The 17,655-nt window shown below is 74.0% G+C and carries 17 protein-coding genes and 1 pseudogene; 8 read left to right on the top strand and 10 right to left on the bottom strand.

The genetic code is table 11. From position 1 onward, the window contains the following. Window position 1: 1 nt before the first annotated feature. Window positions 2-1,231 (top strand): PQQ-binding-like beta-propeller repeat protein, encoded by a 1,230-nt coding sequence (locus tag ACQP00_RS43670; RefSeq protein ID WP_433208656.1) that lies wholly within the window; start codon window positions 2-4, stop codon window positions 1,229-1,231. On the opposite strand, the gene ACQP00_RS43665 is transcribed toward ACQP00_RS43670, so the two are convergent. Both ACQP00_RS43665 and ACQP00_RS43660 read right to left on the bottom strand, forming a co-directional pair. Beyond that, on the bottom strand, window positions 1,218-1,874 hold the full coding sequence (locus ACQP00_RS43665) for an SGNH/GDSL hydrolase family protein (protein WP_433208653.1): 657 nt from the start codon (window positions 1,872-1,874) through the stop codon (window positions 1,218-1,220). The two genes, ACQP00_RS43670 and ACQP00_RS43665, sit on opposite strands and share 14 nt — an antisense overlap. An 83-nt stretch (window positions 1,875-1,957) precedes the next feature. After that, a complete protein-coding gene (locus tag ACQP00_RS43660) occupies window positions 1,958-2,446 on the bottom strand; it encodes an NUDIX hydrolase (RefSeq protein WP_433208650.1) in 489 nt (162 codons plus the stop codon). A gap of 120 nt (window positions 2,447-2,566) precedes the next feature. Between ACQP00_RS43660 and lgt the strand changes: the two genes are divergently transcribed. Next, window positions 2,567-3,571 (top strand): prolipoprotein diacylglyceryl transferase, encoded by a 1,005-nt coding sequence (lgt, locus tag ACQP00_RS43655; protein WP_433208648.1) that lies wholly within the window; start codon window positions 2,567-2,569, stop codon window positions 3,569-3,571. After that, on the top strand, window positions 3,571-4,731 hold the full coding sequence (locus tag ACQP00_RS43650) for an FAD-dependent oxidoreductase (protein ID WP_433208645.1): 1,161 nt from the start codon (window positions 3,571-3,573) through the stop codon (window positions 4,729-4,731). Before lgt ends, ACQP00_RS43650 begins: the two co-directional genes overlap by 1 nt. On the opposite strand, the gene ACQP00_RS43645 is transcribed toward ACQP00_RS43650, so the two are convergent. Then, window positions 4,721-4,903, bottom strand: a complete 183-nt coding sequence (locus ACQP00_RS43645) for a hypothetical protein (RefSeq protein WP_433224376.1) — start codon at window positions 4,901-4,903, stop codon at window positions 4,721-4,723. The two genes, ACQP00_RS43650 and ACQP00_RS43645, sit on opposite strands and share 11 nt — an antisense overlap. After that, on the bottom strand, window positions 4,900-5,883 hold the full coding sequence (gene bioB, locus ACQP00_RS43640; RefSeq protein WP_433208642.1) for a biotin synthase BioB: 984 nt from the start codon (window positions 5,881-5,883) through the stop codon (window positions 4,900-4,902). Before bioB ends, ACQP00_RS43645 begins: the two co-directional genes overlap by 4 nt. A 104-nt stretch (window positions 5,884-5,987) precedes the next feature. On the opposite strand from bioB, the gene ACQP00_RS43635 reads away from it, so the two are divergent. Both ACQP00_RS43635 and bioD read left to right on the top strand, forming a co-directional pair. Continuing rightward, complete coding sequence (locus tag ACQP00_RS43635) at window positions 5,988-7,139, top strand: 8-amino-7-oxononanoate synthase (protein ID WP_433208639.1); 1,152 nt, start codon at window positions 5,988-5,990, stop codon at window positions 7,137-7,139. Continuing rightward, on the top strand, window positions 7,136-7,885 hold the full coding sequence (gene bioD, locus ACQP00_RS43630) for a dethiobiotin synthase (protein WP_433208636.1): 750 nt from the start codon (window positions 7,136-7,138) through the stop codon (window positions 7,883-7,885). The genes ACQP00_RS43635 and bioD overlap by 4 nt, the downstream gene beginning before the upstream one ends. A gap of 4 nt (window positions 7,886-7,889) precedes the next feature. Here the strand turns inward: bioD and ACQP00_RS43625 are convergent, their stop codons facing one another. Beyond that, complete coding sequence (locus ACQP00_RS43625; protein ID WP_433208633.1) at window positions 7,890-8,546, bottom strand: histidine kinase dimerization/phospho-acceptor domain-containing protein; 657 nt, start codon at window positions 8,544-8,546, stop codon at window positions 7,890-7,892. 145 nt (window positions 8,547-8,691) lie between these two features. Here ACQP00_RS43625 and ACQP00_RS43620 point away from each other — a divergent pair, with 145 nt between their 5' ends. Then, complete coding sequence (locus ACQP00_RS43620; RefSeq protein ID WP_433208630.1) at window positions 8,692-9,486, top strand: ArsR/SmtB family transcription factor; 795 nt, start codon at window positions 8,692-8,694, stop codon at window positions 9,484-9,486. A gap of 68 nt (window positions 9,487-9,554) precedes the next feature. Here ACQP00_RS43620 and ACQP00_RS43615 read toward each other — a convergent pair whose 3' ends face one another. Beyond that, window positions 9,555-10,400, bottom strand: coding sequence for a L,D-transpeptidase (locus ACQP00_RS43615; RefSeq protein WP_433208627.1), 846 nt, complete (start codon window positions 10,398-10,400; stop codon window positions 9,555-9,557). Window positions 10,401-10,410: 10 nt separating this feature from the next. Beyond that, entirely contained in the window at window positions 10,411-11,817 is a 1,407-nt protein-coding gene (locus ACQP00_RS43610; protein ID WP_433208624.1) for a PLP-dependent aminotransferase family protein, read from the bottom strand. A gap of 72 nt (window positions 11,818-11,889) precedes the next feature. Here ACQP00_RS43610 and ACQP00_RS43605 point away from each other — a divergent pair. After that, window positions 11,890-13,086 (top strand): annotated as a pseudogene (locus ACQP00_RS43605) (amino acid permease); the annotation flags it as partial. Window positions 13,087-13,106: 20 nt separating this feature from the next. On the opposite strand, the gene ACQP00_RS43600 reads toward ACQP00_RS43605, so the two are convergent. From ACQP00_RS43600 to ACQP00_RS43590, 3 genes are read right to left on the bottom strand one after another with little or no spacing between them, the layout of a single operon-like run. Next, on the bottom strand, window positions 13,107-13,550 hold the full coding sequence (locus ACQP00_RS43600; protein ID WP_433208621.1) for a DUF5709 domain-containing protein: 444 nt from the start codon (window positions 13,548-13,550) through the stop codon (window positions 13,107-13,109). Between the two features lie 55 nt (window positions 13,551-13,605). Beyond that, window positions 13,606-14,964, bottom strand: a complete 1,359-nt coding sequence (locus ACQP00_RS43595; protein ID WP_433208618.1) for a GH1 family beta-glucosidase — start codon at window positions 14,962-14,964, stop codon at window positions 13,606-13,608. Window positions 14,965-14,985: 21 nt separating this feature from the next. Next, entirely contained in the window at window positions 14,986-16,284 is a 1,299-nt protein-coding gene (locus ACQP00_RS43590) for an ABC transporter substrate-binding protein (protein ID WP_433208615.1), read from the bottom strand. Window positions 16,285-16,511: 227 nt separating this feature from the next. Here ACQP00_RS43590 and ACQP00_RS43585 point away from each other — a divergent pair, with 227 nt between their 5' ends. Then, entirely contained in the window at window positions 16,512-17,651 is a 1,140-nt protein-coding gene (locus tag ACQP00_RS43585; protein WP_433208612.1) for an ROK family transcriptional regulator, read from the top strand. Window positions 17,652-17,655: the final 4 nt, after the last annotated feature.

Raw genomic sequence — 17,655 nt, 5'->3', positions numbered from 1 at the left:
CGTGCGGCTTATTTTCCGTTTTGTACCGCTGGTGCTCGTCCTGTCCACGCTCACTCCCACGAGCGCGCACGCGAACACGGCCACTCCCGGCTACGGCACCAGCGCGGACGCGGACTGGCGGCAGAACGGCGGCGACCAGGGCCGCAGCGGCCACCAGGCACTGACCGGCACCCTGACCGCCGCCACCGCGAAGGCGCTGCGCGCGACGTGGTCCGCGCCCGCCACCCGCACCGGCGAGCAGATCGGCGGGGCCGTCGTCGTCGACGGCACCGTGTTCCGGTCCGCGGGCGGGCCCAGCGGGCAGATCCGCCGGTACGACGCCGCCACCGGGGACGACCTCGGCCCGCTCGTGGACGAGCCCGGGCAGGCCTTCGGCGAGCTGGCGGCGACCGGGGACACCCTGGTCGTGGAGTCGATCCAGCGTCCCGAGCTGCGGCGCACCCTTCGCGCCTACCGCCGTGACGGCGCCCGCGCGTGGACGGCCGAGCTTCCCGACGCCGTCTCCGGCGGTTTCACGGTGGCCGGCGACATCATCGTGCGCGGGGCCGGCGCGACCCTGACCGCATACCGCACCGCGGACGGCGGCGTCGCGTGGTCCGCGCAGCTGGCCGGCGAGCCCGGCTTCCACGCGCCCGTGCGGCTCGGGGACCTGGTGCTGATCGCCACCGAACCCGGGAACCTGCAGGCGTTCGACGCGCGCACCGGCGCGCCGGCCTGGCGGCGGGACGTGAGCGGGGCCGAGGTCGTGGCGGCCGGCGACACCGTCTACACGGTCGGGGCGGGCGGCGTCTGCGCGTACGCCGCGGCGGAGGGCACCCAGCGCTGGTGCGACGCGCAGACGCTGGAGTCGCCGGTGCACGCGAGCGCCGGCGACGGGGCGCTGTTCGTGGTCGACGGGCACGGCGGGCTGGCCGCGTTCGACGCCGCGAGCGGGGCCGGGCGCTGGCACACCACGTACGGCCTGCACGCCGAGGTCGACGCCAGCTACTGGGCGCCGGTGAACGGCGGCGGGGCCGTGTACGCGATGGTGTACCACTTCGCGGTCCGCGGCGGCGTCAGCACCCACCGGGTCGAGCTGGTCGCGGCCGACGCCCGCACCGGGGAGCTGATCCGCCGGCTGGACCTCGACGTGGACGCGATGCACGGCGACGAGCCGCTGATCCTGGCGGGCGACCACCTGTATTTCGCCGCCGTACAACAGCTGCACGCGCTCGGGATCAAGCGCCCCTGAGCGCCGCCCGCCAGGTGTCGCGGATCGCCTGCGCGCCCCAGGCGTTGGGCTCGATGTGCCCGCACAGCCACAGCTCGCGGTTGGCCGGGTGGGAGTCGGGCCGGGTGATGTCGCCGGCCTGGGCGCCGTGGCCGAGGAACGCCCCGTGCAGGTCGGCCACCAGCGCGCCGTGCCGGGCCGCCGACGCGCGGATCACCGCGTTCATCGAGTGCAGCAGGGCCAGGCCCTCGTCGACGTCGGGCAGGCCGGCCCAGGACAGGTCGCCGGTGCCGTCGGTCGGGTCGTAGACGGTGCTGACCACGATCCGCGCGCCCGTCGCGGCCAGGCTCGCCAGGCAGGCGTCGTAGTTCGCCGCCGTCGCCGCCACCGCGGCCCGGACCTTGTCGGGGGACTCGACGATCGCGGTCAGCAGGTCGTTGCCGCCCATCGTGATGGTGACCAGGGCGGGGCGGTCGCGCACCTGGCCGAGCTGGCGGCGCAGCACATCGTCGCTCGTCGCACCGTCGCGCGCGAGCAGCAGCAGCTCGATGCCGAGGTCGTCGGCGAGCAGGGAGGCGGCGCCCAGGCCGGGCCCGCCCGCATAGTCGTCGATCGACATCGAGTCGCCGAGCGCGAAGTACCGCGGGACCATGGACTGGATCATCTAGGATCGGTCGGCGGCGATCCAGCGGGATTCGCGTCGGTGCAGGTACGAAAGCCGCGCAGAATGCTCGGAAAGCGAAAATTTCAGGCGTCGATGACGTCGGGTTCCTTGTCGCGCTGCACCTCGCGGATCACGCCGGTGCGCCCGGCGGCCGCGTCGGCGATCGCGGTGCGGGTGGTGGCCGTCAGCGGCTCCGGCAGCGCGTCGCCCGAGTGCCACGACAGCCGGCTGATCCGGCCGGGTGCGTTCAGGGCCGGACCGCCGCCGCCGTCGAGCCGGCCGCGGAAGACGTGGACGAACAGGTCCGGGGTGGTGCTGCCACAGGCGTCGCCGGTGAGCTGGTACAGCCCGATCAGCTCGACGATCTCCGTCTCCAGGCCGGTCTCCTCGCGGATGTCCCGGATGACGGCGTGCACCGGGCTCTCGTCCGCGCGGGTCTTGCCGCCGGGCAAACCCCACAACTGGTGGCCACCGGCCTGCCTGCACAACAAGACGCGGCCGGCCGCGTCCTCGATGACCGCGGCGACCGCGGAGGTCACCTTGCTGCCGTTACTCAGCGTTGAGTAGCTCATGTCCCGACTTTAGGCTCCGCCGCTCTGCGTCGCGATACCTTCGCTGATGGTGATCTTTATCGAACGGACGCACCGGCCCGGGCATCGCTTTGCTCGCCATCGGCGGTAGCGTGTGCACCCGTGACTGATGTCCTGTCTCCGCTGGCCGAGATCCCGAGCCCGACCCGTGGCGTCTGGGACCTCGGACCTATTCCTTTGCGCGCCTACGCCCTCTGCATCGTGCTGGGCATCGTGGCCGCCTGCTACATCGCCGACCGCCGGCTGCGGGCCCGCGGGGCCCCGCCGTGGGTGATCCTCGACGTCGCCATCTGGGCGGTGCCGTTCGGCATCGTCGGCGCCCGGCTGTATCACGTGATCACCTCCCCGGAGGCGTACTTCGGCGAGAACGGCTCGATCCTCAAGGCGTTCAAGATCTGGGAGGGCGGCCTCGGCATCTGGGGCGGCATCGCGGCCGGTGCGCTCGGCGCCTGGATCGCCTGCCGCCGGATGAACCTGCCCTTCGCCATGGCGGCCGACTCGCTCGCCGTCGCGCTGCCGGTGGCCCAGGCGATCGGGCGCTGGGGCAACTGGTTCAACAACGAGCTGTACGGCAAGGAGACCTCCCTGCCGTGGGGCCTCAAGGTCTACAACTGGGACACCGAGCACGGCCGCGCCCTGGAGGCGGGCGGCCAGCCGATCGTCCTCGGCGTGTTCCAGCCGACGTTCCTCTACGAGTCGCTGTGGTGCGTCGGCGTCGCGGTGGCGGTGTGGCTGCTCGACCGGAAGTACCGCTTCGGGCGGGGCCGGGCGTTCGCGCTGTACGTGATGCTGTACACCGTCGGCCGCTTCTGGGTCGAGCTGCTGCGCATCGACGACGCGCACCACGTGCTCGGCATGCGGCTGAACAACTGGACGTCGATCATCGTGTTCGCCGCCGCGCTGGTGTACTTCCTGCGCGTGCGCGGGCCGCAGGAGCACGTGACGTACGACGAGGACGGGCACATCACGCTCGTGAACCCGGACGCGGTGGCGGTGGAGGACGAGGCCGAGCCGAAGGCGATCGCGGCTCCCGAGGAGGAGCCCGCCGAGGAGCCGGAGGCCGAGCCGGAAGAGGCGAAGAAGGAGACGAAGGAAACGCAGGGCTGATGCGGGCCGCGGTCGTGGTCGGCGCCGGCATCGGCGGTCTCGCCGCCGCCGGCGCGCTGGCCCGCTCCGGCTGGAAGGTCACCCTGCTCGAGCGGGACGACCGGCTCCGGCCGGGCCGCGCCGCGCTCGTGCTGTGGCCCAACGGGGTCCGCGCGCTGCGGGCGCTGGGCCTGGCCGCCGGGCTGGAGGGGATCTCCACCCCGGTGCCGCCCGCGGGCATCCGCAAGCCCGACGGTTCCTGGCTGGTGCCCCCCGGCGTCGCCGACATCGACTCGCCACCGGTCGTGGTGCACCGCGAGGACCTGCACGACGCGTTCATCGCGAACCTCGGCGAGCAGGTCGACGTCCGCGGCGGCGTGGCCGTGCAGAGCGCCCGGGTGCACCGGGACCGGCCCGCCGTCGGCGACGGCCGGGTGACGTTCGAGGGCGACCTGGTCGTGGCCGCGGACGGGCCGGACAGCGCGATCCGCCGCCGGCTCGCCGCCGCGAGCACCTTCGCCAGCGCCGGGTTCGCCGCGTGGCGGGCCGTCATCCCCTGGTACCGCGCGCCCGAGCTCCCGTCCGGCCTGCCCGCGCACGGCGAGCTGCTCGGGGCGGGGCAGCGGTTCGGGTACGCGAGCCTCGGCGAACGCGGCTCGGCCGGCGGCTCCACCCGCGGCGGCATCTACTGGGTCGCGACCGTGCCGGGGGCGCTGCGCCCGGAGCCGCCCGCGGGCCAGCTGGCGCTGCTGCGGCGCTGGTTCGCCGGCTGGCACGCGCCGGTGGCCCAGCTGCTGGCCGCGACCGAGGCCGACGACCTGGTGCAGGAGCCGGTCGGCGAGCTCGCGCCGCTGCCGGACACGTTCGGGCCGGTCGCGGGCAGCGGCGGCTACGCGCTCATCGGCGACGCGGCCCACGCCATGCCGCACCACCTGGCCCAGGGCGCGTCGCTGGCGCTGGAGGACGTGGCCACCCTGCAGACGGTGCTGGCGGGCGGGGCGGTGCCGGCGGCGCTCGCGGAGTACAACCGGCTCCGTCGTCCCCGGATCCTCAGGGTGCTGCAGCATTCCAAAAAGGCCGCATCGGTACTGCAGCAGCGCAGCCGATTCGCCAGGGTCAATCCGCGCACGCTGGAGCGGGCGGCCGCCGCGGCGACGGAGTGGGCCGGCCCTACCGGGTGAGCACCCCGTGCTCGACGCACGCCGCGGACCAGCCGCCGGGCAGCACCTGGACCTTCATGCGGCGGCGGCACTGCGCGCAGTAGCGCGGCGGTTCCAGTTCCCGGGCCGCCGCGCACGCACCGTGGGAGCCGCTCGACAGCGGCTCCCCGCACCGGTCGCAGTAGACGTTCACAGCGTCGCCGACAGCGCCTTGACCGGCATCGACAGCTCGTCGAGCAGGGCCAGGTCCTGCGCCGGGGAGCGGCCCAGGGTGGTCAGGTAGTTGCCGACGATGACCGCGTTGACGCCGCCGAGCAGCCCGTCGCGGGTGCCGAGGTCGCCCAGCGTGATCTCCCGGCCGCCGGCGTAGCGCAGCAGCGTGCGCGGCAGGGCCAGCCGGAACGCGGCGATCGCCCGCAGCGCGTCCTTCGGGTCGAGCACCGGCTGCTCCGCGAGGGGCGTGCCGGGCCGGGGGTTGAGGAAGTTCAGCGGTACCTCGTGCGGGTCCAGCTCCTGCAGCTGCAGCGCGAACTCGGCGCGCTGCTCGACGCTCTCACCGAGGCCGAGGATGCCCCCGCAGCACACCTCCATGCCGGCGGCGCGCACCATACGCAGGGTGTCCCACCGCTCGTCCCAGGTGTGGGTGCTCACGACCTGCGGGAAGTAGGACCTGGCCGTTTCCAGGTTGTGGTTGTACCGGTGGATGCCCAGCTCCGCGAGCCGGTCCACCTGCGCCTGGTCGAGCATGCCGAGCGAGGCGGCGATGTTGATGTCCACGGCCGCCCGGATCGCCGCGACCCCGTCGGCGAGCTGCGCCATGAGCCGCTCGTCGGGGCCGCGGACCGCCGCCACGATGCAGAACTCGGTGGCCCCGGTCGCCGCCGTCTGCCGGGCCGCCTCGACCAGCGAGGGGATGTCGAGCCAGACCGCGCGGACCGGGGAGGCGAACAGCCCCGACTGCGAGCAGAAGTGGCAGTCCTCCGGACATCCGCCGGTCTTGAGCGACACGATGCCCTCGACCTCGACCTCCGGGCCGCACCAGCGCATCCGCACGTCGTGGGCGATCGCGAGGTACTCCGGCAGCTCCGCGTCGGTGCAGTTGAGCACCGCGAGCACCCCGTCGCGGTCGAGTCCCTGGCCGGTGTCGAGGACCGCCTTGGCAGCATCAAGCATGCTCGTACCTTACAAAGCGTTCGGGTCGCCTGTCCGCACCCGATGACTTTGTGCACACTGGACAATCGGTATGGTAGGGGTCCTACAACGCTGGGGAGGTCCGGTTGGACTGGCTGGACGCGCTCGACGGTGAGGCCGCCGCCCGGGAGGCCGCGGGTCTGCGCCGTGAGCTGCGCCCGCGCGCGGCCGACGGCGATCCGGTCGCGGACCTGGCCGGCAACGACTACCTGGGCCTGTCCCGGCACCCCGCGGTGCTCGCGGCCGCGGCCGGGGCGCTGCTGTCCTTCGGGCTCGGCGCGACCGGGTCGCGGCTGGTGCGCGGCTCGACCGACGCCCACCAGGCCCTGGAGGACGGGCTCGCCGCGCTGCTGGGGTTCCCGGCGGCGCTGGTGTACTCGTCCGGGTACCTCGCCAACCTCGGCGCCGTGCGCGCCATGGCCCGCCCGGGCGCCCTGATCGTCTCCGACGCCCACAACCACGCCTCGATCGTCGACGGCTGCCGGCTCGCCCGCGCCGGCCGCGACGGGGTCGAGACGGTGGTCGCCCCGCACGCCGACCCGGACGCGGTGCGGGCGCTGCTGCGGGCGCACCCGGGCCGGCCGGCGCTGCTGGTCACCGAGAGCGTCTTCTCCGTCGACGGGGACCTGGCGCCGCTGCGCGAGCTGTACGCGGTGACCCGCGAGCACGGCGCGCTCATGCTCGTCGACGACGCCCACGCGCTCGGGGTGCTCGGCCCGCGCGGCGCCGGCGGGGTGGCCGCGGCGGGTCTGGCGGGCGCGCCCGGCCTGGCCGTGACGGCGACCCTGTCCAAGTCGCTGGGCGCGGCCGGCGGCGTGGTCGCGGGCCCGGTGCAGCTGCGGCGGCAGTTGGTCGACACCGGCCGTACGTTCATCTTCGACACCGCCCTCCCGCCCGCCGTCGCGGCCGGCGCCCTGGCCGCGCTGGACCTGCTGGCCGGCGGCGAGGACCTGCGGGCCGAGCTGCGGTCCCGGGCCGCGCGCGCCGTGGACCGCCTGCGCGCCGAGGGCCTGACCGTCTCCGACCCGGCGGGCGGGGTCGTGTCGGTCGCCGCGCCCGGGCCGGACGAGGCGTTCGCGTGGGCGGCCGCCTGCCTGGAGCGGGGGGTGGCGGTGGGCTGCTTCCGGCCGCCGTCGACGCCGGACGGGCGCTCGCGGCTGCGGCTCACCATCAACGTCGGCCTCGCGCCGGAGGCCTTCGACGAGGCCCTGGACGTCATCGTGAAGGAACGCCCGTGACCGCTCCGCTCGACGCCCTCTTCGGTGAGGAGATCCCCGGGCCGCTGGCCGGGCCGCTCATCATCACGGGGACGGACACCGGCGTCGGCAAGACCATCGTCACCGCCGCCATCGCCGCCACCGCCACGGCCGCCGGGCGCAGCGTCGCGGTGGTGAAGCCGGCCCAGACCGGCACCGCGGACGGCGACGAGCCGGACGCGCTGACCGTGGCCCGCCTGGCCGAGCCCGCGCTGACCCGCACGCTGTCGGACTTCCCGGACGCCCTGGCCCCGCTCGCCGCCGCCCGGGTGGCGGGGGAGGACGCGCTGACCGCGGTCATGGCCCAGCTGGCGATCCGGACCATCGCCGACGAATACGACCTGACCCTCATCGAGGGCGCCGGCGGCCTGCTGGTCCAGCTGGGCGAGGGCGGCTGGACCATCCTCGACCTGGCCGCGGCGCTGAGCGCGACGGCGATCGTGGTGGCGCGGCCCGGCCTGGGCACGCTGAACCACACGGCGCTGACGTTGCGCGCCCTGGCCGAGCGGGACATCCCGGCCCTGGTCGTGTTCGGCACCTGGCCCGCCGAGCCGGAGCTCGTGCACCGCACCAACCTGTACGACCTGGACGCCGACCTGGCCGGCGCCATCCCCGAAGGCGCGGGCGAGCTGGACCCCGACGTGTTCCGCCGGGAGTCACTGCACTGGCTGGACCCCCGCCTGCACGGCCGCTTCGACCCGGTGGCGTTCCGCTCCCACAGCCGCTGAGGTCCTATCGAGGCGCTGGTGCGAGGACCGACGAGGGCAGGGTCAGCCGGAACGAGGTCTCGTCCAGGCGCAGGTCGCCGCCGCAGAGGTTGGCCACCGCCCGGGCCACCTGCAGGTCCGGGGCCGGGCGGGGCGGATCGTCGCTCGGCCGCCGCTGCTGGGCGGCGGTCAGCTCGCCGGCGGGCGTGACCCGGGCGTCCACCGTCACCGACGGGTCGCGGCGCAGCGCGATCGCCACGTGGGCGCGGGGCGGGGCGGCGATCGTCAGCCACAGGACGAGCTGGCTCACCAGGTGGCGGCAGATCATCTCGTCGACGGCGACCCGCGCCGTCTCGGGCACGTCGGCGTGGACGCTCACCGCGCTCGCCACCGCCACCCGGCGGGCCAGGTCCACCGCGTCGCGGACCACGGCCACGAGGTCCGTCGCGCTCTCCCGCGGCTCCGGGGCCGGGGCGGCGGCCAGCGGCAGCACCACGCTGTCGACATAGTGCTCCAGCCGCACCGCGTTGCGGTCGATGGCGTCCAGGCAGGCCGTGCCCTCGCTCGGGGCGTCCGGCGGGAGGTCGTCACGCAGCAGGCGGGTGTACGCCCTGATCGAGGTCAGCGGCGTGTGCAGCTCGTGCCGCATCCGGGCCGCCGGGTCATCACCGGTCGCGAACAAGAGAGCCCCCTTTCACGCCGTCAAACCGGGAACCGCACCGCGAAGGTTCGGCCCGTCACCCGAAAGCGTGGCGTTGACAGGCAACCAAATGGCTGCCTAACATAGGCAACCGAACGGCTGCATATCCAAATTGGGGGCGATCCGCGTGAGCGACGTGTTCCGGGCCCTCGCGGACGAGAGCCGCCGGGCGCTGCTCGACGGGCTCAACTGGGCCAACGGGCAGACCCTGCGGGAATTGTGCGCCGGGCTGGCCATGACCCGGCAGTCGGTCAGCAAGCACCTCGCGGTGCTCGAGGAGGCCGGCCTGGTGACCACGGTGCGCCGCGGCCGGGAGAAGCTGCACTACCTCAACGCCGCCCCGATCAGTGACATCGCCGAGCGCTGGATCAGCCGGTACGACCGGCGGCGGGTCGACGCGCTCGCCGACCTGAAGCAGGCCCTGGAGGGAACGCCGATGAGCAGGCCCGAGTTCGTCTACACCACGTACATCCGCACCACGCCCGAGCGGCTGTGGCAGGGGCTCACGAATCCCGCGTTCACCCGGCAGTACTGGGGGACCGCGTTCGAGACCGACTGGCGGCCCGGCTCGCCGATGACCTGGCGGCTCGACCGCAACGACACCGCGATCGCGCATCCGGAGCAGGTGGTGCTGGAGGCCGAGCCGTACACGCGCCTGTCGTACGCGTGGCACACGTTCACCGACGAGTGGGCCAAGGCCTACGACATCGACGCCGAGTACGTGGCCAAGGTGGCCGCCGAGCCGCGGTCGAAGGTCACGTTCGAGATTGAGCCGAAGGGCGAGCACGTCCGGCTGACCGTGATCCACGACGGGTTCGGGCCGGACAGTGCCGTGCTGCCGGGCGTGTCCGAGGGGTGGCCGGAGCTGATCGCGAGCCTGAAGTCGCTGCTGGAGACGGGTTCCGCACTGGGAACCGCGTGAAACCGAGCATATACGATAAATCCGATATGTCGCGGCGCGCCAGCGCCCGACATATCGGACCACAACCCCTACGGCAGCACGACGACGCTGGTGCCGGAGCCGATGTTGGCGAGCAGCACCTTCTGGGCGGCCGGGGGCATCCGCACGCAGCCGTTGGACTTGCGGTAGCCGAACTCGTTGCGGTACCAGGCGTGGATGCCGGTGTGGGCGTCGGCCAGGCCGCTGGCCACCGCCTTCTTGTCGTCCGGGACCGCGCCGAGGGCCAGGACGTCCAGGCCGGCGTAGACCTTGCTGGGCAGGGACGAGCGGCCCAGGACGAACGTGCGGCCGAGCGGGGTCTCGGTGGCCGCCGCGCCGACCGTGACGGTCCAGGTCTGCTGGGGCTGGCCGTCGCGGACCCAGGTCAGGGTGTAGGCGCCGCGGTGGACGACGATCTGGTCGCGCAGGGCGCTGGTCGCGTAGTCGCCGGGCGGTAGCCAGCCGATGCTGCGGTTCATCGACGGGAGCAGGACCGCGGTCCAGCCGTTCTGCCGCGCCACCACCGGCATGATGAGGTCCACGCCGCTGATCTGCGGGGTCAGGTACGCGCGGGCGGTGCCGCCGACCGCGTCGTACACGGCGGACTTGGCCCGGACCTGCAGCGCCTCGGTCAAGGGGGCGGTTGAGGCCTGGTCCGGGTCGGCCGGGAAGCCCGTGGCCGCCTGGGTGTAGGTGATCGTGGTGAGGCCGGCCGGGGGAGTGGCCACGGTCGGTGGGGCGGTCGACGGGGCCGGCGAGGACGGGCCTACCACGAGGGTCGTCGGCTCGGGGGTCGACGGGGTGGGCGCGGTCGCGGTCGGTTTGTGCTTGGAGGAGCATCCCGCGAGCAGGGTCGCCGCGAGCGCGGCGAGGACGACGGCGCGGCGGGCGAGCATGTCAACCAACTTAGCCGGTGATCGCCGCGGCCACGTCGGCCAGCCGGTCAAGCGCGGACGGCAAGTCGGCTGTCGCGATCGCGCCGAAGCCGATGGCGAGGCCCGGGTCGGGCCGGGGTGGCGGTTCGGCGTAGAAGTGCGCGAGGGGATCCACGGCGACGTCCAGCGCGCGCAGGCCGTGCACGAGGGCGTCGACGTCCAGCGGACCGTGGCTGCGCAGGGCGAGGTGCAGGCCGGCACTGGACGGTACAAGTGCGAACCAGGTTTTGAGGAAACTCGCCCGCAGGACGAACTCGTGGCGGGCGGCGTAGACGCGGCCGACCCGGCGCAGGTGGCGCTGCAGCAGACCCTCGTCGATGAAGGTGGCCAGGGCGGCCTGGGCGGCGGGGTCGCCGTGCCAGTCGGCGAGGCGGCGCGCCGTGCGCAGGGCGGGCAGCAGGGCCTCGGGGGCGATCAGGAACCCGAGGCGCAGCGACGGCAGCAGGGTCTTGGAGAACGAGCCGACGTAGATGACGCGGCCCGCGCGGTCCAGGCTCTGCAGCGGTTCCAGGGGGCGCTCGGAGTAGCGGAACTCGCTGTCGTAGTCGTCCTCGACGATCGCCGCCCGATGCTGTTGCGCCCAGGCCAGCAGGGCGGTGCGCCGCTCCAGCGACATCGCGGTGCCGAGCGGGTGCTGGTGGGACGGGGTGACGTAGACGAGGCGGGCGGCGTCGGGGATGGCGTCCACGACGATGCCGTCGGCGTCGACCGGCACGCCGGCGACGCGGGCGCCGTGGCTCTGGAACAGCCGGCGCACCGGGCGGTAGCCGGGCTCCTCGACGGCGGCGACGGTGCCCGGCTCGATCAGCACCCGGCCGACCAGGTCGATGGCCTGCTGGGCGCCCGCGGTGACGAGCACGTCGTCGGGCGCGGCGCGGACCGAGCGGGACAGGCCGGCGTGCCGGGCGATCGCGGCCCGCAGCGCCGGCAGGCCCGACGGGTCGGCGTAGCCGGCCGTGGCGCGCACCGAGCGGGCCAGCAGCCGCCGCCAGGTCGCGAGCGGGAACAGCGCCGGGTCCGGGTGGCCGATGCGCAGGTCGTAGCGGGCCGGCGGGGTCGATTCCTCGACGGCGAGGCCCGCGAAGCGCCGCGACGGGCGCAGCGGGCCGGCCGGGGTGCGCCGGGAGCGGTCGATCTTCCCGGTGTACGCCACGAAGGTCCCCGCCCCCGCCCGCCCGGCCAGGAACCCGTCGCCGACGAGCCGGTCGTAGGCGGCGGCGACGGTGTTGCGGGCCACGGCCAGGTCGCGGGCCAGGTCCCGGCTCGGCGGCACCCGCTCGCCGTGGCGCAGGCGGCCGTCGAGGATCGCGTCGCGCAGCTGGCGGTAGATGCGGTCGGTGCGGTCGCCGCGCCCCTCGAGGCTGATGTGCAGGTCCACGGGATTGGCCCAATCGATCCGGCGGCGAATTGGCCCTTCAGCCGGGCCAACGCCGACCCTAGCGTCGGGGGTGTGCTCACAGTCAAGCAGGGCGCCGCGCTGTCCGTCGGGGCCGTGCTCGGCACCGGGGTCATCGCCCTACCGGGAATCGCGGCCCAGATCGCCGGGCCGGCCGCGCTGGTCGCCTGGGCGGCGCTGATCGTGCTGTCGGCGCCGCTGGCGCTGACGTTCGCGGCGCTCGGGGCGCGGTTCCCGGACACCGGCGGCGTCGCCTCGTACGTCGGGCGCGCCTTCGGGCCCCGCGCCGCGGCCGTGGTCGGCTGGACCTTCTACGCCGCCGTTCCGGTCGGCGCGCTGCCCGCGGCCACGTTCGGCGGCGCGTACGTGACGGCCGTGCTCGGCGGCGGGTACCGCACGACGCTGCTCACCGCCGCCGCGCTCGTGGCCCTGGTGACCGCGGCGAACCTCGGGGGTGTGCGGACCAGCGGGCGGGTCCAGCTCGGCCTGGCCGCGGCGCTCGTCGTGCTGCTGCTCGCGGCGATCGGGACCGCGCTGCCGCACGCGAGCCTGGCCAACCTGCGGCCGTTCGCCCCGCACGGCTGGCTCGCGGTCGGGCCGGCGGTCGCGGTCCTGGTCTGGGGGTTCGCCGGCTGGGAGGCGCTGACGTCGCTCGCCGCCGACTACCGCGACCCGCGCCGCGACGTGCCCCGGGCCACCTGGATCGCGGTCGCCGTGGTCGGGGTGCTGTACCTCGCGGTCGCCGCCACCAGCCAGCTCGTCCTGGCCGAGCCGTCCGACGCGCCCCTGGCGGATCTGCTGGCGCTCGGCTTCGGGACCGGCTCGCGGGCGCTGACCGCGCTCGTCGCGCTGCTGCTGACCGCCGGGGCGATGAACGCGTACTTCGCCGGGGCCGCCCGCCTCGGGGCCGCGCTCGGCCGGGACGGTGCGCTGCCCGCCTGGTTCGCCCGCGGGTCCGCGGCCGGCGAGGTGCCCCGCCGCAGCCTCGGGGTCGTCGCCGCGCTGGCCGCCGGGACGCTGGCCGTCGCCGCGGCCACCGGGCTGGGTCCGCGGCCGATCATGCTGCTCACGACCGGATCGTTCGTCGTGGTGTACCTGCTGGGCTCGGCCGCCGCGGTGAAGCTGCTGCCGCGCCGGTCATGGGCCCGGCGCACCGCCGTCGTCGCGCTCGTCTGCGTGACCGGGCTGCTCGCCCTCACCGGCGTCTACCTGCTGTGGACGGCGCTGGTCGCGGCGGCGGCCCTCACCTACCGGGCCGCCGCCGGCCGCGCTCACAGGTCGCGGTCGTCGACGATGTGCATGGCGGCCTCCTCGGCCGACGCCGCGCCGCCGTCGATGCCGACGTCCGAGCCGACCTCGTCCTTCTCCTCGTCCTCGCCGATGCCCTCGTCGGGGGCGACGAGCCGGCCGGCCCGGCGGTCGCCGACCTCGCCGTCGTCGAAGAACTCGCCCGACTCGGTGGTGCGGCCGTAGTCGTCCAGGTCGAGGCGGCTGATCGGGTCCGGCTCCTCCTGGCGCAGCCGCTGGTCCAGCGACTCACCCTGCTCGGCCTCGGCCTGGGTGACGCCGAACGCGGTCACCCCGCGCGGGCGCTCCGGCGGGGAGTACCCCTCGTCGAGGCTGTCGTCGAGCCCGCGGTCGGACAGGGTGTCCTCCGCTGACAGCTGGCCCTCGTCATCCGGATCCGGGTCCCAGCTGTCGGTCTGCTGCGTCATGGCGGTTATCCCCTCGAAGGTGCAGAGTCGTGCACAGTGATGCCCGATTCTGAGCCTAGATCACCGATTGGCGCGAACGTTTGTGCGTGGTGATGAGGTCCGCGTACCGGTGACCGCTCGCCTTGATCGTGCGCTCCTGGGTGTCGTAGTCGACCCGGACCAGCCCGAAGCGCTTGTCGTAGCCGTACGCCCATTCGAAGTTGTCCAGCAGCGACCACGCGAAGTACCCGTCGACCGGCGCGCCGCGCAGCACCGCCGCCCGTACCGCGTCCAGGTGCTGCTCCAGGTAGTCGGTGCGCTCCTTGTCCTGGATCTCGCCGGACGGCTCCACGGTGTCGTACCAGGCCGAGCCGTTCTCGGTGACGAGGATGCTGGCCGGGCGGTAGGTCTCGGCGACCGACACGAGGATGTCCTCGAGCCCCTTCGCGTGCACCTCCCACGGCATCGCGGTCTCGACCGCGCCCGGCACCGGGATCTGCCGCGCGAACGGCGCGCCGCCGGCCGGGTCGTCCACCACGATCTGGCGGAAGTAGTAGTTGATGCCGAGGAACTCGGTCGGGGTGGCGATGACTTCCAGGTCACCCTCGCGGATGGGCGGCTCGACGCCGTAGACCTCGATCATGTCGGCCGGGTAGCCGCGGCCGAAGACCGGGTCGAGCCACCAGCGGTTGGTGTGCCCGTCGGCGCGCACGGCCGCGGCGACGTCCTCGGGCCGGTCGCTGCCGGGCTCGATCGGGCTCAGGTTGAGCACGATGCCGACGCTCGGGGCGAGCCGCGCCGAGGCCCGGATCGCCTGGTTGACCAGGCCGTGGCCGAGCAGCACGTGGTGCGAGGTGTGCACGGCCCGGGTCAGGTCGCGCTCGCCGGGCGCCATGCGGCCCTCGAGGTGGCCGATCCAGGACACGCACAGCGGCTCGTTGACGGTGTTCCAGTCGGCCACGCGGTCGCCCAGGCGCCCGGCCACCACGGCGGCGTAGTCGGCGAACGCCTCGGCCGTGGCCCGGTCCGGCCAGCCGCCGGCGTCCTGCAGGGCCTGCGGGAGGTCCCAGTGGTACAGCGTGGCGAACGGGCGGACCCCGGCGGCCAGGAGCTCGTCGACGAGGCGGTCGTAGAAGTCCAGCCCGGCCTGGTTCACCGCGCCGACGCCGTCGGGCAGCACGCGGGGCCAGGCGACGGAGAAGCGGTACGCGTCGAGGTTGAGCCGGCGCATGAGCGCCACGTCCTCGGCGAAGCGGTGGTAGTGGTCGCAGGCCACGTCGCCGGTGTCGCCGTTGTCCACGGCGCCCGGGGTGTGGGAGAAGGTGTCCCAGATGGACGGCTTGCGGCCGTCCTCGGCGACGGCGCCCTCGATCTGGTACGCCGCGGTGGCGGAACCCCAGATGAAGCCGGGAGGTAGTGCGGACAGATCCAGCACGGGACTCGTTCTCCTCTAGGTCTACAGCTTGCCTTCGGCCGCGCTGAGCTTGGCCCTGATCGACTCGGGGGTCACCGGTTTCCCGGCCGCCGCGTCGGCGAACAGCTCCGCCATCGCCGTGCCGACGAGCGTCTCGAACTGGCTCTCCTCGGGCACCTGCGGCAGCGGGGCCGCGGTGGAGTTGAGCACCTGGAACAGCACCTCCTGCTCGGGCGTGCGAAACGCCGCGTCGGAGTACGCCGAGCGCACCGACGGCAGCGAACCGTACGCCTTGTTGAGGATGATCTGCTCCTTGTCGCTGGTCATGAACTCGACGAACTCCAGGGCCCCGGTGAGATTGCGGGTGTGCTTGTAGACGGCCATGTTGATGCCGGCGACCATGCTGTTGATCCGCACGCCGCCGGCCGTGTACGGGTCGGCGAGGTACGGCATCGGGGCGACCCCGTACTCGTCGGCGTTCATCCCGGCCTGCTGCAGCGACGGGCCGGCCGCCTGCCACAGCAGCATCGCCGCCTTGCGGGAGGCGAAGTCGGCCCGGGACTCGTTCTTGCTGTACCCCGCGTCCGCCGGGTTGACGATGTGCTCGTCCGCCATCAGCCCGACGTACCGCTTGATCGCCGCCACGTTCGGCTCGGTGGCGAACGTGGCGTCACCTCCGGGACCGAACCACTGCCCGCGGTACTGCTGCGAAAACGTGAAGGCGTGATGCGCGTTCTCGGCTGGGTTGGCCCCCTCGACCGCCAGCCCCCACTGGCCCTTGGCCGGCTTGGTGAGCTTCCTGCCGTCCGCGACCAGCTCGTCCCACGTCTTCGGCGGGTTCGCGATGCCCGCCTCGGCGAACATGCGCTTGTTGTAGTACAGCGCGTACGACAGCGAGTACAGCGGCACCGCGGACGGCGGGGTGCCGGCGGCGCCCGCGGCGGCGAGCGCGTTGGGCACGAACCGGTCCCGGCCGCCGACCTTGTCCAGGGTCTGCCCGGTGAACGGCACGAACGCCCCGGTCGCCTGCAGCGAGGCGGACCAGGTGTTGCCGATGTTGACCACGTCCGGCCCGTCGTCGTCCTTCGTGGCGGCCATCAGCCGGTCGAGCAGGTCCGACCACGGCACGACCTCGAGCTTCACGTGGATGCCGGTCACGTGCTCGAACTCGTCGAGCTGCGGCTGCAGCGTGGCCCGGTCGAAGTCCAGGCTGGGGCCCTGGTTGCTGGCCCAGTAGACGAGCGTCTTGGCGTCGGCCGCGCCGTCACCACCGCACGCCGCGGCCGACCCGGCTAAGAGAACGATGGCGGTGACGGCCGCAATGGCACGGCGGATCGACATAGGTGACGGCCCTTCTCGACAGGAGATGAGGTGGCGGCGGGTGTGCTCCTGCCAGGCTCTGTTATATCGATACTTAATTTATGTCGCCATTTAAAAGGCGTGGGCATGCCGAGTCAAGGCCGGGCGCTTAGAGTGGCGAGCGCAACTGGGGAGGACCACCGGGGGTCGGAGTGCAGGTCGAGCGCGCGAGCCATCGAGACGTACGACTGCGCAACCGTTCCGCGCTGTTGACCCGGCTGTTTCTGGAGGGTCCGCTCACCCGGCAGGACCTGTCCCGCCGCACCGGGCTGAGCCAGCCCGCGGTGAGCAACGTCGTGAGCGACCTCATCGACGACGGGATCGTGGCCGAGGCGGGCGCGCTGGAGTCCGAGGGCGGCCGGCCGAGCATGATGCTGCGGGTGGCGCCGGACCACGGCACGGTCGCCGGGGTCGACGTCGGCGAGACCCGGGTCCGCGTCGAGCTGTTCGACCTCGCGATGCGCCGCCTCGCCGACGCCGACCACCCGATCGAGCCCGGCGGCACCCCGCCCGAGGCGGTGGCCGGGCACATCCTGGCCGGGCTGGCCGGCGTGACCGGGAGCCGGGCGCCGCTCGGCGTCGGGGTCGGCGTCTCCGGGATCGTCCAGCAGCGGGCCGAGGGCGCCCTCGTGCACGCGCAGACGCTGGGCTGGGAGGCGGTACCGCTGGAGGCGATGCTGCGGGCCGGCACCGACCTGCCGCTGCACCTCGACAACGGGGCCAAGACGCTGGGCCAGGCCGAAATGTGGTTCGGCGCCGGGCGGGGGCACCGGCACGCCGTGTTCGCGCTGCTCGGCTCCGGGGTCGGCGCCGCCGTGGTGACCAACGGGGTGACCTATCGCGGCGCGTCCAGCAGCGCCGGGGAGTGGGGCCACACCACCCTCGTGTACGGCGGCCGCCCCTGCCGCTGCGGCTCGCGCGGCTGCCTGGAGGCGTACGCCGGGGCCGCGGCGATCCTGGAGCGCTACCGCGAGCAGGCCGGGCGACCGGCCCCCGGCGAGGACGAGGAGTCAAGGCTCACGGCCCTGGTCGGACTGGCGGCCGGCAGTGAGGCGGCGGCCCGCGCGGTGCTCGACGAGACCGCCGGCTACCTCGGCGCGGGCGTGGCCAACCTGATCAACCTGTTCAACCCCGAGGTCGTCGTGCTCGGCGGCTGGGCCGCGGTCGCGCTGTCCGGGCTGCTGCCGCGGATCCGCGAAGCGGCCCGCCGGCACGCCCTGCGCCAGCCCTACGAACAGGCCGCGATCGAGCTGGGCCGGCTCGGCCTGGACGCGGTGGCGCTCGGCGCGGCGACGCTGCCGCTGGCCCGGTTCCTCATCGAGGGCGGGGCGTGTCCGTCGTCCGGTTGACCCG

Source organism: Dactylosporangium sp. CS-047395 (assembly GCF_050942185.1).
Lineage (GTDB): Bacteria > Actinomycetota > Actinomycetes > Mycobacteriales > Micromonosporaceae > Dactylosporangium.
Note: the sequence above shows the minus strand (reverse complement) of the source record. Positions and strands in the feature narration are given on the sequence as shown.